The organism is Pedobacter cryotolerans (genome assembly GCF_005116475.1).
Taxonomy (GTDB): domain Bacteria; phylum Bacteroidota; class Bacteroidia; order Sphingobacteriales; family Sphingobacteriaceae; genus Pedobacter; species Pedobacter cryotolerans.
On record NZ_SWBO01000004.1, the window covers coordinates 215,195 to 228,059 of the forward strand.

Annotated in this window: 11 protein-coding genes and 1 other RNA gene; 3 read left to right on the forward strand and 9 right to left on the reverse strand. The window is 35.3% G+C overall.

The annotated features are described in order from the left end of the window. The first annotated feature begins 176 nt into the window (after positions 1-176). Positions 177-728, forward strand: a complete 552-nt coding sequence (locus FA045_RS08800) for a DNA-3-methyladenine glycosylase I (RefSeq protein WP_136876607.1) — start codon at positions 177-179, stop codon at positions 726-728. 52 nt (positions 729-780) lie between these two features. Here the strand turns inward: FA045_RS08800 and FA045_RS08805 are convergent, their stop codons facing one another. Together FA045_RS08805 and FA045_RS08810 are read right to left on the reverse strand one after the other, a co-directional pair. Further along, a complete protein-coding gene (locus FA045_RS08805) occupies positions 781-1,128 on the reverse strand; it encodes a hypothetical protein (RefSeq protein WP_136876609.1) in 348 nt (115 codons plus the stop codon). Continuing rightward, positions 1,125-1,469, reverse strand: coding sequence for a DUF6864 domain-containing function (locus FA045_RS08810; RefSeq protein ID WP_136876611.1), 345 nt, complete (start codon positions 1,467-1,469; stop codon positions 1,125-1,127). Before FA045_RS08810 ends, FA045_RS08805 begins: the two co-directional genes overlap by 4 nt. A 921-nt stretch (positions 1,470-2,390) precedes the next feature. On the opposite strand from FA045_RS08810, the gene ssrA reads away from it, so the two are divergent. Beyond that, positions 2,391-2,759: a transfer-messenger RNA gene (ssrA, locus tag FA045_RS08815) on the forward strand. Between the two features lie 79 nt (positions 2,760-2,838). Here the strand turns inward: ssrA and FA045_RS08820 are convergent. Beyond that, a complete protein-coding gene (locus FA045_RS08820; RefSeq protein WP_136876613.1) occupies positions 2,839-4,038 on the reverse strand; it encodes a pyridoxal phosphate-dependent aminotransferase in 1,200 nt (399 codons plus the stop codon). Between the two features lie 107 nt (positions 4,039-4,145). Further along, positions 4,146-4,538: a DUF1573 domain-containing protein gene (locus FA045_RS08825; RefSeq protein WP_136876615.1), complete on the reverse strand. Its 393-nt coding sequence runs from the start codon at positions 4,536-4,538 to the stop codon at positions 4,146-4,148. A 190-nt stretch (positions 4,539-4,728) separates the two neighbouring features. Here FA045_RS08825 and FA045_RS08830 point away from each other — a divergent pair, with 190 nt between their 5' ends. Next, complete coding sequence (locus FA045_RS08830) at positions 4,729-7,155, forward strand: alpha-ketoacid dehydrogenase subunit alpha/beta (protein WP_136876617.1); 2,427 nt, start codon at positions 4,729-4,731, stop codon at positions 7,153-7,155. A 69-nt stretch (positions 7,156-7,224) separates the two neighbouring features. On the opposite strand, the gene FA045_RS08835 is transcribed toward FA045_RS08830, so the two are convergent. The 5 genes from FA045_RS08835 to FA045_RS08855 all read right to left on the reverse strand — a co-directional run bounded on the left by FA045_RS08835 (position 7,225) and on the right by FA045_RS08855 (position 12,701). Beyond that, the gene (locus tag FA045_RS08835; protein WP_136876619.1) at positions 7,225-7,830 is read right to left on the reverse strand and encodes a DUF1684 domain-containing protein; all 606 of its coding nucleotides are present in this window, start codon (positions 7,828-7,830) and stop codon (positions 7,225-7,227) included. Positions 7,831-8,008: 178 nt separating this feature from the next. Next, a complete protein-coding gene (gene aroC / locus FA045_RS08840; protein ID WP_136876621.1) occupies positions 8,009-9,109 on the reverse strand; it encodes a chorismate synthase in 1,101 nt (366 codons plus the stop codon). 116 nt (positions 9,110-9,225) lie between these two features. Then, positions 9,226-10,512, reverse strand: a complete 1,287-nt coding sequence (gene aroA / locus FA045_RS08845) for a 3-phosphoshikimate 1-carboxyvinyltransferase (RefSeq protein ID WP_136876623.1) — start codon at positions 10,510-10,512, stop codon at positions 9,226-9,228. A 78-nt stretch (positions 10,513-10,590) separates the two neighbouring features. Beyond that, the gene (locus FA045_RS08850; protein ID WP_136876625.1) at positions 10,591-11,727 is read right to left on the reverse strand and encodes a chorismate mutase; all 1,137 of its coding nucleotides are present in this window, start codon (positions 11,725-11,727) and stop codon (positions 10,591-10,593) included. Positions 11,728-11,864: 137 nt separating this feature from the next. Next, a complete protein-coding gene (locus tag FA045_RS08855) occupies positions 11,865-12,701 on the reverse strand; it encodes a prephenate dehydratase (RefSeq protein ID WP_136876627.1) in 837 nt (278 codons plus the stop codon). Positions 12,702-12,865 lie beyond the last annotated feature (164 nt).

Sequence of the window (12,865 nt, forward strand, 5' to 3'; positions counted from 1 at the left end):
TATGTCAGTCTGAGCGTAGTCGAAGATTTTTAACTTATGGTCTTTTGAAAATCAGCTTCAGCATACAAGCTGCTCAACCTGACAAGGTGTATAAAAATTAATGAAATTAAGACAGCTTCTAAGATAACCAAATTATTTTTTAATGAAATTGCTACATTAGCAAAAACAAACGCTAAATGTCATATTGCACTGTAATTGAAACAATGCCCGAAGAAAGAAAAGCTTTACACAAAGCCTATCACGATTTTCAATATGGTTTCCCCATACACAATGACAATGAACTTTTTTGCAGATTGGTATTAGAAATTAACCAAGCGGGTTTAAGTTGGGAGTTGATTTTAAAAAAGCAGCAATCATTTAGAGATGCTTATGCCAATTTCAATATTAAAAAAGTAGCGGCCTTTACCGAAGTGGATAGAGAAAGATTACTAAACGATTCGGGCATTATCCGCAACCGATTGAAAATTAACGCAGCCATTGAAAACGCAAAAACAATAGTATTGCTGCAGCAAGAATTTGGTTCTTTCGAAAAATGGTTAGACCATCATCATCCTAAAACCAAAGCCGAGTGGGTTAAGCTGTTTAAAATGACTTTTAAATTTACTGGCGGAGAAATTGTAAACGAATTTTTAATGAGTATTGGTTATTTGCCAGGTGCTCATGATGAGAATTGTTGGGTGAATAAGGAGGTTTTTAAAGTAGGGGTGAAGTGGAGGGAGAATTTATAGGTTTGGATTAAGCTAAAAAAATTATGCGTATTAGAAAAATGAAGTTAGATATTTACTTAACTCTATTTTCATGTCTTCCAAATGCATAGCCTAATGCCAAAGTTATAATTGGTATAACTATTTTCCATACAGTTTGAATATCTTCAGTAAAGTCTGGAATTTTTTCGTTTTCCCTAAATAACCATCCATTTGCCACTATTAAACAACTCACAATCGTTGCAGAAATAAACGCCCATTTAATTGTTAAGTAAACAATGGAATTTTTAGCATTATCTCCAGTTCCAATAGTTTTCTGCACTGTGCCCATAGATATTGGAATATCGTCATGGTTATTTGTAATCTTAGCTCTTGTTCTTTTTGGAGGTGAAATATTTTCATTCTCAATGTTTATAAAACTCATACATTTTCTCCTAATAATATTGAATAATTGATTATTCTCAACCCATTACTTATATCTAGTGTAGATGCATTAAAATTGAAATACCAATGTCTATTAAATGCCGAGCCAAACCTTAAAGGCTTCATAGAACCTATTGGTTGTATGGAAGTAAAGTTTATTAAACGCAATTCTACATCTTTGTCTGTAATGGTAATTAGTTGTGTCTTATAACCCTCAAAATTACTATCTGTAATAAATACAAACTTTAAGGAAAGATCCTCTATAAACAAAGTCAGTGGATAGTCATCATTTACTTGAATAGATTTGCTATCTACAACTTCTAGTTCACCAACCTTAGTCATTATATGATTTAGATTGCTAATATTTGTGCTATTATCAATTAAATGGGACATCTTCTGTTTTCTATTTAAAATCTATGTGTAATGTAATAAATACTAATTATAATTAGCAATTTTGTTTATGTAAAAGTATCTTTTGTTTATTATTGATTTTACTGATTATGTTTATAATAAAAATTATTGGAATACCAATAAGTTTCTTTCAGAGCAAAATATATATGTGGTTTCGGCAGGTGGGACACCAGCCCATAGAAGAAATATAATTTACAGCATATTAATTTTACCAATACCATTTTGCTTTAATTGTAAACCCGACTTAGCGAGAAATACTTTTTGTTTTAAACTTACGAAGTCTTTTAAAGCGCAGGCAAGAGACTTCGTAAGTTTTATTAAGACAAAAAGATTGACTTATCGGTCGGTGTGTTACCGAAATAAATAAAATTTGGTTTCGGCGGGTGGAGACACCAGCCGATAGAAGAAATATAATTCACAGCATATTGACCTATCGGTCGGTGTCTCACCGACAGAAATAATATGTGGTTTCGGCAGGTGGGACACCAGCCCATAGAAGAAATATAATTCGCAGCATATTAATTTTACCAATACCATTTTGCTTTAATTGTAAACCCGACTTAGCGAGAAATACTTTTTGTTTTAAACTTACGAAGTCTTTTAAAGCGCTGGCAAGAGACTTCGTAAGTTTGATTAAAACAAAAAGATTGAAGCGAGGGCGGGACTGAAATCTCAAAAGGATTACTGAATTTCCTTTTCAAAATAACAATTAAATCAACATTTCTTAGTTTTTGCCAATTTGGCTTAACCTAATTTTGGCATTTTATTTGTACATTTGTGGTTCGGTTATGAGTTTGTTTGCGGTTGTGTTCGACAATTGTAAACTATAAACTGTTAACTGAAAACTGACATGGGGCCGTTTTGGATTTGACAGGGTGGAGCTAAGTATGTTAGCATGCAGTGCGTTGTACGGAGAGCACTTTAAAGAGAACGTTCAAAACAATAATTGGCGAAAATAACTACGCCTTAGCTGCCTAATTTAGAATTACGTAAGCTTTTGTCTCGCTAACTGCTGCAATGTTAGGTTAGTAATAGAGGCATCATAATAACAATGCTAGCTTTGATGAGGGTACGGCATCATCGCGAAACAAAGTATCTAAGGAGAAAGTTAAGGTCGGTTTCCAGCCCGACTGATCCCGACAACTAATTGGAAAATAAGCATGAAGAAGGCATAATTTATCACACAACTGGACAAGGGTTCGAACCCCTTCGGCTCCACAAAATAAAAGACCCATCCTTTTGAGAATGGGTCTTTTGTAATTTATAATAGATTTTATCAAACTTTTATTTAATCTTTAACTTAAACCTTTCTGCCCGGATATTGCGCCAAAGCTACCTCCAAACAATCCATAGCTGCATTTAAATCATCAGTATTTAAAACGTAAGCCATACGAACTTCGTTTTTGCCAGAACCAGCGCTCGAGTAGAAACCTGTTGCTGGTGCCATCATTACTGTCGATCCGTTGTGCTCAAAACTTTCTAACATCCATTGACAAAAAGCATCGGCGTCATCAATCGGGAATTTTGCTACTACATAAAATGCGCCACCTGGGTTAGGACAAAAAACACCATCAATATTATTTAATCTACCCACCAAAGTATCACGGCGTAAAGTATATTCTTTGTTTACCTCTTCAAAATAGCTATCAGGCGTATCAACTGCAGCAGTACCAGCAATTTGCTCTACCATACCCGGACTTAATCTCGCTTGTGCGAATTTTAAGCCAGAAGCAATAACTTCCTTGTTTTTGGTAATTAAACAGCCTAAACGAGCACCACAAGCACTATAACGTTTAGAAACTGTATCCATAATTACTACGTTTTCTTCTAAGCCATCTAAATGCATTGGTGAGATAAATTCACGGCCATCATAACAGAATTCACGGTAAGCCTCGTCAGAGAATAGGAATAAATCGTATTTTAAACAAAGCGCTTTTAATGCTTCTAATTCTTCTCTGCTGTATAAATAGCCTGTTGGATTATTTGGATTACAGATAATAATAGCTTTGGTTTTATCAGTGATTAATTTCTCGAACTCGGCAATAGGAGGTAAAGCGAAGCCATTTTCGATGTAAGATAAAATAGGTTTAACAACTACGTTGCTCATGCAAGCGAAACCATTGTAATTGGCGTAAAAAGGTTCAGGAATGATAATTTCATCACCTTCGTTAACGCAAGTTTGCATGGCAATGGTGATAGCTTCAGAACCGCCAACGGTAACCAATATGTTTTCTGGCGTAATGTTGTAACCAAGTTTGTTATAATATTCAGTAAGTTTTTTTCTATATGAAAGGGTTCCTTCAGAAGGCGTATAAGCCCAAACATCAAAATCAATATTTTTTATAGCGTTTAACATTCCCTCTGGTGTGGCAATATCTGGCTGACCGATATTTAAATGATAAACTTTTTTACCACTAGCTTTAGCTTTATCGGCAAATGGGGTTAATTTTCTGATAGGTGAAGCGGGCATTTGAACCCCTTTTTCTGATATTTTTGGCATGCCACAAAAATAAAAAACCCCGTGATATTATTGGGGTTTTAAGTGTAAAATAATAATGAAAATAAAAAAAAACCATCTTTTGATTAGGTTTTAAATGTTATTGTTTTTTATTTAGTAGCACCAGCTACCGATTGACCTCTTATGATTAAAACCTTAGTGGTTTGACGGGCATTTGAGGTTAAGGTAATTTGTTTGTTAAATGGTAAAGCTGCGCCAACTGGTGTAATGGTAACTTTTACAAAGCCTTTTTCGCCACTTTTAATTGGAGTTTTAGAATATTCGGGCACTGTACAGCCGCAAGTAGTTTCTACATTTGATATAATTAAAGGTGCATCACCAGTGTTGGTAAAATTAAAAGTATAAACTGCCGCTTTATTCAGCGCAATTTTGCCAAAATCATAAGTCTCGGTCTCGAACTTAAATTCTGCAGGTTTAGTTTGTGCATTTACACCAATTCCAATTCCAAATACCAAGGCTACTACTAAAATTAACTTTTTCATGTTTTTGTGTTTTATTTAATTCAATAAGAACATTGTCCCAACTTATTATAATGTTGTTTGTTATCTTATTGATATTAACAAATTTAATGTTTTTAAAGCTAAACAAAAAGTATTCCAATATTTATATTACACAGAATATTCCATCATAATTAGAAAGAATTGTATCTTTGAGCCCTAACCAATTTTGCCCATGAAGTCAGACAGCAAGCTTACCACCAATCAGATTGACGCTTCGGAATTGAGTTTTAATGACTTTAAGTTGATCGTTATAAACGACTATAAAATTGCTTACGAGAGCCGTCAAGCAAGTTTATTAGGAAGAAGAGAGGTGCTTACCGGAAAAGCCAAGTTTGGTATTTTTGGCGATGGAAAAGAAGTACCTCAAATAGCAATGGCTAAGGCTTTTAAAAAAGGCGATTGGCGCTCAGGTTATTACCGCGATCAAACTTTTGCATTTGCAACTGGAATTACAACCATAAAGGAATTTTTTGCCCAATTGTATGCAAATCCGAGTGTAGAAGCAGATCCTTCATCAGCGGGCCGACAGATGAATTGCCATTTTGCAACACGCTCTTTAAATGATGATGGCTCTTGGAAAGATTTAACTGATATCAAAAACTGCTCATCGGATATTGCGCCAACTGGCGGACAAATGGCTCGTTTAGTGGGTTTGGCTTATGCCTCTAAATTATTTAGGCAAAATCCAGAACTCGATTATTTAAAGAATTTTTCTGTTAAAGGAAACGAAGTTGCTTTTGGTACAATTGGCAATGCGTCAACTTCTGAAGGTGTTTTCTTCGAATCGATAAATGCTGCGGGTGTTTTACAAGTGCCAATGGCGATATCAGTTTGGGATGATGGTTATGGTATTTCTGTTCCGGCAAAATATCAAACTACTAAAGAAGATATTTCTGAAATTTTAAAAGGTTTTCAGCGAGAAGAAGGTACAAACGGTTACGAAATATTTAAAGTAAAAGGTTGGGATTATCCCGCTTTATGCGAAACTTACCAAAAGGCAATTGATGTTTGTAGAGAAGAGCATGTACCTGTTTTGATACATGTTACTGAGGTTACACAACCGCAAGGTCACTCTACTTCGGGCTCGCATGAGCGATATAAATTAAAAGACCGTTTAGAGTGGGAAAAGGAATACGATTGTATTGTGCAAATGCGCAAATGGATGATTGAATCGGCTATTGCTACCGCCGAAGAACTCGATGAATTAGAAAATACCGCAAAGAAATTTGTGAAAGAAATTCAGAAAGAGGCTTGGAGTGATTTTTTATCGAGCATTAAGGAAGAGCAAACTCAGGTTATTCAAATGATCAATGCTTTTGCGAATGGAAATCCGGTTTTAAGTAAAATTGCTGCTCAATTGGCTTCTACGCCAGATGCTTTACGAAGAGAGGTGATTTCATCTGCAAGAAAAGCCATACGCCAAAGTGTAAATTTGCCATCGGCAGAGCGTGATGTTTTGTTGAAATGGTACCAAAAACAAGTTGAAGTTAACGAAGAAAAATATAGTTCTAAATTATTTACTGACGGAATAGAAAGTCCGTTTTTAGTGAATAATGTACCTGCAATTTACAGCGAAGACAGTAAAATGTTGGATGGCAGAGAATTGTTAAATGCCTGTTTTGATGCTAATTTTAGCCGAGACCAACGTTTAGTTGCTTTTGGTGAAGATTTAGGAAACATTGGCGATGTAAACCAAGGTTTTGCAGGTTTACAAGCTAAATTTGGCGATTTAAGAGTTACTGATACTGGTATTAGAGAAATGACTATTGTTGGACAAGGAATTGGACTAGCCATGCGTGGTTTAAGACCAATTGCCGAAATACAATATTTAGATTATTTATTATTTGCCTTAAATATTTTAAGTGATGATTTGGCAAGTTTATCATACCGTACCAAAGCGGGGCAAAAAGCTCCAGTAATTGTACGTACAAGAGGTCACCGTTTAGAAGGCGTTTGGCATTCTGGCTCTCCAATGGGTATGATTTTGGGCTCATTACGTGGCTTACATATTTGTGTACCACGTAACATGACACAAGCTGCTGGTATGTACAACACACTTTTTAGATCTGATGAACCAGCTTTGGTGATAGAATGTTTAAATGGCTATCGTTTAAAAGAAAAACTGCCAGATAATGTTGGCGAATTTACAGTGCCATTAGGCAAAGCCGAAATTATTAAAGAAGGTACAGATCTCACGGTAGTTACTTATGGCTCTACTTTACGTATTGTAGAAGAAGCAGCTGAAGAATTAGAAGAGTTGGGTATTTCAATTGAAATTATTGATCCGCAAACTTTATTGCCATTTGATACAGACCAGCTTTGCAAAAAATCATTAGCTAAAACTAACAAGCTTTTAGTGGTTGATGAAGATGTGCCTGGTGGAGGCTCTGCTTATATTTTGCAGCAAATTTTAGAAGTGCAGCAGGGTTACTATTTATTAGATGCGCAACCAAAAACTTTAACGGCCAAAGCACACCGTCCGCCGTATGGCTCTGATGGAGATTATTTTTCTAAACCATCTGTAGATGATGTTATTGAGGCAATTTATGCCATGATGAATGAGGCGAATTCAGCCAAATTTCCTGCATTGTTTAAATAATGAATATTGTTTTTAATTAAAAATTTAAGGCTTCGGAAATTATATCGAAGCCTTTTTTATGTTTTTAACCTATTGATGTTTCTTCTCGCCAGTAAATAATTTCTCTCCCGCTAAAATTTCAATAGCTAAATCATTTTCTTTTGGAGGTACAGGACAACGATAGCCGTCGCTGTAAGCACAATAGGGGTTATAAGCTTTGTTAAAATCGATTTCTATCTTTTTATTTTTGATTTTAGTTAAGTCTAAATCGATGTATCTTCCGCCACCATAAGTTGTAGTAGTGTTTGTTTCATCGGTAAAAGGTAAAAAAAGTAAATTTTTATAAGCTGGGTTAACCATTAAACCAATGTTTCTATACAGCGTTAGTTCTAAAGGCTTATCATTTAATATAAACTTAACTTTCGCATAGCGGATAAAATCTTTGCTTGTGCCATCGTAAGTTGGCATTTTAAAAATCTTTTCGTTTTTTAGAAGTTTTACTATAGCTATAATGCTATAAGTGTTATCTGGCTCAAAAAATTGGAGGTTTTTTAAGTCGGCTTCTTTTATAGGAGATTGTGTTTCTTTTAAGAAATCTTCTTTATAAGCTTCTCTATGTTTGGCAATTTGCTCTTTGTAGCTTTGAGCAAACACATTAGAACTGATAAATGCCATTAAAATGATGAGAAATTTCATAGACTAAGAAACTGTTTAAAAATAGAATTTAAATATTACTGTCAGTCTGAGCGTAGTCGAAGACCCTACATAAACCCTTCGACTACGCTCAGGGTGACTACGCATTACGAAAATTATTTGGTCGAAATTTAAACAGTTTCTAATAAAAAGTAAATCTATTTATTCTCAATTGAACTAATTAAATTTTATTACTCCTTTGTCTTAACAAATGGTCAGCTAAAACCAAAGCCGCCATTGCTTCTACAATAATTACAGCACGTGGTACTACACAAGGGTCATGCCTACCTTTTCCTTTAATTTCGGCAGCTTCGCCAGCAGCATTTATGGTTTGTTGGTTGTGCATAATGGTTGCAACAGGCTTAAAAGCAGTAATGAAGGTAATATCCATTCCGTTACTAATTCCACCTTGTATGCCTCCAGAATAATTGGTTAAGGTTATTAAGCCCTTCTCCTTTGGGGAAGGGTTTGGGATGGGGCGATCGTTATGTTCAGATCCTCTCATTTCGCTACCAGCAAAGCCAGAGCCATATTCAAATCCATGTACAGCGTTGATACTTAACATCGCTTTGCCTAAATCTGCATGTAATTTATCAAAAACTGGTTCGCCAAGGCCAACAGGACAATTTTTAATGATACAGCCAATTTTACCGCCAACGGTATCACCATCTTTTCTAATTGAATCAATAAAATCTATCATTTGGTTAGCCGTTGCAGGATCGGCACAACGCACAATATTTTCTTCTCTAATAGCTAAAGCTTCTGCTAAATTAGTCGAATTAAAGTTAGGTGCATTAATTTGTCCAACAGCGGTAACATGTGCAAAAATTTCTATTCCTTTTTCTTTTAATAACAACTTTGCAATAGCACCTGCCGCAACACGGGCAGCAGTTTCACGAGCAGATGATCTTCCTCCACCACGGTGGTCTCGGATGCCATATTTTGCATCATAGGTGTAATCTGCATGAGATGGGCGATAAACATCTACATTATGACCGTAATCTTTACTGCGTTGGTCTTCATTCGGAATTAACAAACTGATAGGTGTGCCTGTGCTTTTTCCTTCAAAAGTACCTGATAAAATCTGAACGATATCACTCTCTTTACGTTGTGTGGTAATTTTAGATTGGCCAGGTTTACGTTTATCTAATTCTGATTGGATAAAATCGATATCAATCGTTAATCCAGCCGGACAACCATCAATGATTACGCCAATTGCTACACCATGAGATTCGCCAAAGGTTGTGATTTTAAATAATTTACCGAATGTATTGCCTGCCATTTTTTTAGATGTTAGATTTGAGAAGTTAGCTATGAGACTTGTAACTTTTCAATTAAATTTATTTTAAATCTATGATTATTAGACGATTTGATTTCTCATATCTCAAATCTCACTTCTCAAATCTCTCTTGTTTCAAACCCTGCCTTCTCCAAATCATCCCAAAAATAAGGATAAGATTTTTCTACTACTTGTTTTTCTTCAATTTCTACTTCCTTAATTTTTAAAGCTAAAGGTGCAAAAGCCATCGCCATTCTGTGGTCTTCATACGTACTGATGGTAATTTTTTCTGGGAAATGTAAACCAGAGCAATCTAATTTATAGCTAAAGTTTTTTTCGATGAATTTAACCCCAATTTTAGCCAATTCAGTTTGCAAAGCTAAAACCCGATCAGTTTCTTTAATCTTTAAAGTTTCTAAGCCAGTAAATGTAGCATCTTGACCTAAAACAGCACAAATTACCACAATAGTTTGCGCCAAATCTGGGCATTCTTTTAAGTCAAAAATTTTGCGTTCTACCTTTTTAGGTTCTTTTTTTAGGAAAACGCCTCCATCTTTAAATTGAGAGGTAATGCCAAAATTTGCCATTATTTCGGTGATTTTGCTATCACCTTGTAAGCTGTAGCCATTTAATCCTGGTAAAAAAATACTGGCTTCATCAGCCAATGCCGCAATTGAGTACCAATAAGAAGCGGCGCTCCAATCTGGTTCTACGTAAAGTTTAGCAGTATTAAAAGTTTGAGGTTCTATAGTGATGGTATTTTCATTCCAATCATTTCTAATACCAACTTGCTCCAACATAGCCAAAGTCATTTCTACATAAGGTTTAGAGGTGAGTTCGCCTTCAATTTCTAAAGTTAATCCCAATGGGAGCGAAGGAGCAATCATTAGCAAAGCAGAAATATACTGACTACTGATATCGCCTTTAATTTTTACCTCTTTAGCTGTTTGTTTAAATGGACCAAGAATTTGCAAAGGAGGGAAGCCTTCTTTTTCTTCGTAAGAAATATTCCCTCCAATGCTTTTTAAAGCTTCGGCCAAAATCCCAATAGGCCTTTGTTTCATTCTTTCAGAACCGGCTAATACAAATTTACCGTCCTGAATAGCTAAAAAAGCGGTTAAAAATCGCATTGCTGTACCTGCCGGACCGATGTCAACTAGATTTGAGATTTGAGATTTGAGATTTGAGACATTTCCAAACTCTAAACTTTTTTCTCTCAACTCAATAAGTACTTTGTTAAGCGTAACTGTATCAGCAGCAACTGATAAGTTTTCTACACTAACGGTTCCTTTACTTAAAGCGCTGATAATTAAAGCTCTATTACATTCGCTTTTTGAGCCAGTTAGCTTTATTTCGGTATCAATCTGTTTGTTTCCTTTAAAAGAAAGCAATACGTTTTTAGACATTCTGATGTATTTTCTTAGTTAAAATTGTTTAGCGGTTTGCGTGTGGCGTATAAAACGCAAAACACTTGTCGCTGTTCGCTATTTCACTTCAGCATGTGCTTCAGCTGCAATTCCAGCTTCAACTTTACCAGCATTCATAATTTCTGTTTGTCTGCGGATAGACTCTCCGTGTACCAATTCTAAAAATTTCTCTGTAAAGTTTACATCTAATTTTAACGCTTTAGCAAATGAAGTGCGTTTTTGCATAATTTCATCCCAACGGTTAACCTGTAAAATGGTTACTTTATTGTCTCTTTTAAATTCACCAATTTTTTGAGTGATGCTCATACGTTCAGCTAATTTTTGCAAAACTAAATCATCAATTTTATCAATTTCTTTTCTTAAATCAGCTAATTTATCGGCAAATTCTTCATTTTTAGATTCAGGCTGACGTAATGTAAATTTACTTACCATTTCTGCTAAAGCAGCTGGTGTAACTTGTTGTTTAGCATCTGTCCATGCAACCGATGGGTCTAAATGCGACTCAATCATTAAGCCTTGCATATCTAAATCCAACGCTTTTTGCGAGATGTATGGAATTAACTCACGGTTACCACAAATGTGACTTGGATCGTTGATAATTGGCAATTCTGGACATAAAGTTTTCAATTGAATAGCCAGTTCCCACATTGGTTCGTTACGGAAAGCGCTTTTTTCGTAAGATGAAAATCCACGGTGAATTGCACCCAATTTAGTAATGCCAGCTTTGTTGATACGCTCTAAAGCACCAATCCATAATTGTAAATCTGGGTTTACAGGGTTTTTTACCAACACAGGTATATCTACACCTTTTAATGCATCAGCAATTTCTTGTACAGTAAAGGGGTTAACAGTAGAACGAGCACCAATCCAAAGGATATCAACTCCTGCGGCTAACGCTTCTTCAACGTGTTTTGCATTGGCAACTTCTACCGCTGTAGGTAATCCAGTTTCTGCTTTAGCACGTTTTAACCATTCTAAACCGATGCTTCCAATACCTTCAAATTCTCCTGGGCGAGTACGTGGTTTCCAGATACCAGCTCTTAAAACGCTAACTTTTCCAGTTGCTTTTAATAAATGAGCAGTAGATAATAATTGATCTTCAGTTTCTGCACTGCATGGTCCAGAGATAATTAAAGGTTCGTTTTTAATGTTTATCCAAGTATTTAATGGTTGGATGTTTAGTTCTAATTTCATTTTTATTGGGATTTGTATTTAAGTATTTAGTTTTTTATTTCGCTTTGCGGATGATTACACACCTGCCTGCCGGCAGGCAGGGATTAAAAAGATTTCACAGATTTTAATTCCATCTTCCATTTTACCTCTTCCATCATTTATACTTTATCGTTCTTCTCGTATTCGCCCATGATGTTAAAGTTTACCGTGTATTTTAACGCTTTGCGAATGGCGGTATCATAATTTTCCATGTCTTTCCATTCCATATCTACATAAAAATAGTATTCGTTTCTTTTACCTAAAACAGGCATAGATTGTATTTTGGTTAAGTTTACGTTAAGCTCTGCGAAGATATTTAACACTTTAGATAATGCACCAACATGGTTGCCAACTTGGAAGCAGATAGATGCTTTATTTATTTTTTTGCTGTCTTCGGTTTTGTCTTTTTGTAGGATCAGGAAACGAGTGTAGTTTTTCTTGTTAGATTCTATTCTACGTTCAATAATGTTTAATCCGTAAAGTTCTGCGGCCAAAGTGTTTGCAATTGCAACAGTATCAGTTAATTGTTCGTCGCGTATTTTTTTTGCGCAAGCCGCAGTATCACTACTTTCAATTACTTGTATGTTAGGGTAATCGTCAAAAAAATCAACACATTGTCTAATGGCAATAGGGTGCGAGGTAGCAAATTTAATATCATCAAATTTAACACCAGGTAAAGCCATTAAATGCAATTGGATAGGTAAATAAACTTCACCATAAACTGCAAAATTATAATCTCTAATTAAGGTATAATTTGGTAATAAGCTACCAGCAATTGAGTTTTCGATAGCCATAATAACGAAATCAGCATCATCATTTTCTAAAACTTCACAGGTCTGTTTAAATGAGGTACACTCAATTGTTTCAATCTCTCTGCCAAAAAATTTAAATGCAGCTTCTTCATGGAAAGATGCTTTGATACCTTGTATGGCTACTCTTGGTTTTTTTGTTTTCATTGTTGTTGATTGCGTTAAACAAAAAAAGTCCCAGCTTTTGGCCGGGACTTTTTGTTATACATTTAAATATTTTTATCTATCTTTTTGCATACTAGCCCCGGCTCTTACTAAAATAGTAAAAGTAACCAAAGTAATATGTGTTTGTTAATTGCATTTTTTCTTTC

What these genes read in the sequence shown, in the direction of transcription:
- FA045_RS08825 (WP_136876615.1), bottom strand. Translation starts at nt 4,538, where the DNA reads ATGAAAAAGTTAATTTTAGTAGTAGCCTTGGTATTTGGAATTGGAATT.
- FA045_RS08850 (WP_136876625.1), bottom strand. Translation starts at nt 11,727, where the DNA reads ATGAAATTAGAACTAAACATCCAACCATTAAATACTTGGATAAACATT.
- FA045_RS08830 (WP_136876617.1), top strand. Translation starts at nt 4,729, where the DNA reads ATGAAGTCAGACAGCAAGCTTACCACCAATCAGATTGACGCTTCGGAA.
- FA045_RS08855 (WP_136876627.1), bottom strand. Translation starts at nt 12,701, where the DNA reads ATGAAAACAAAAAAACCAAGAGTAGCCATACAAGGTATCAAAGCATCT.
- FA045_RS08820 (WP_136876613.1), bottom strand. Translation starts at nt 4,038, where the DNA reads ATGCCAAAAATATCAGAAAAAGGGGTTCAAATGCCCGCTTCACCTATC.
- aroC (WP_136876621.1), bottom strand. Translation starts at nt 9,109, where the DNA reads ATGGCAGGCAATACATTCGGTAAATTATTTAAAATCACAACCTTTGGC.
- FA045_RS08805 (WP_136876609.1), bottom strand. Translation starts at nt 1,128, where the DNA reads ATGAGTTTTATAAACATTGAGAATGAAAATATTTCACCTCCAAAAAGA.
- FA045_RS08800 (WP_136876607.1), top strand. Translation starts at nt 177, where the DNA reads ATGTCATATTGCACTGTAATTGAAACAATGCCCGAAGAAAGAAAAGCT.
- FA045_RS08810 (WP_136876611.1), bottom strand. Translation starts at nt 1,469, where the DNA reads ATGACTAAGGTTGGTGAACTAGAAGTTGTAGATAGCAAATCTATTCAA.
- FA045_RS08835 (WP_136876619.1), bottom strand. Translation starts at nt 7,830, where the DNA reads ATGAAATTTCTCATCATTTTAATGGCATTTATCAGTTCTAATGTGTTT.
- aroA (WP_136876623.1), bottom strand. Translation starts at nt 10,512, where the DNA reads ATGTCTAAAAACGTATTGCTTTCTTTTAAAGGAAACAAACAGATTGAT.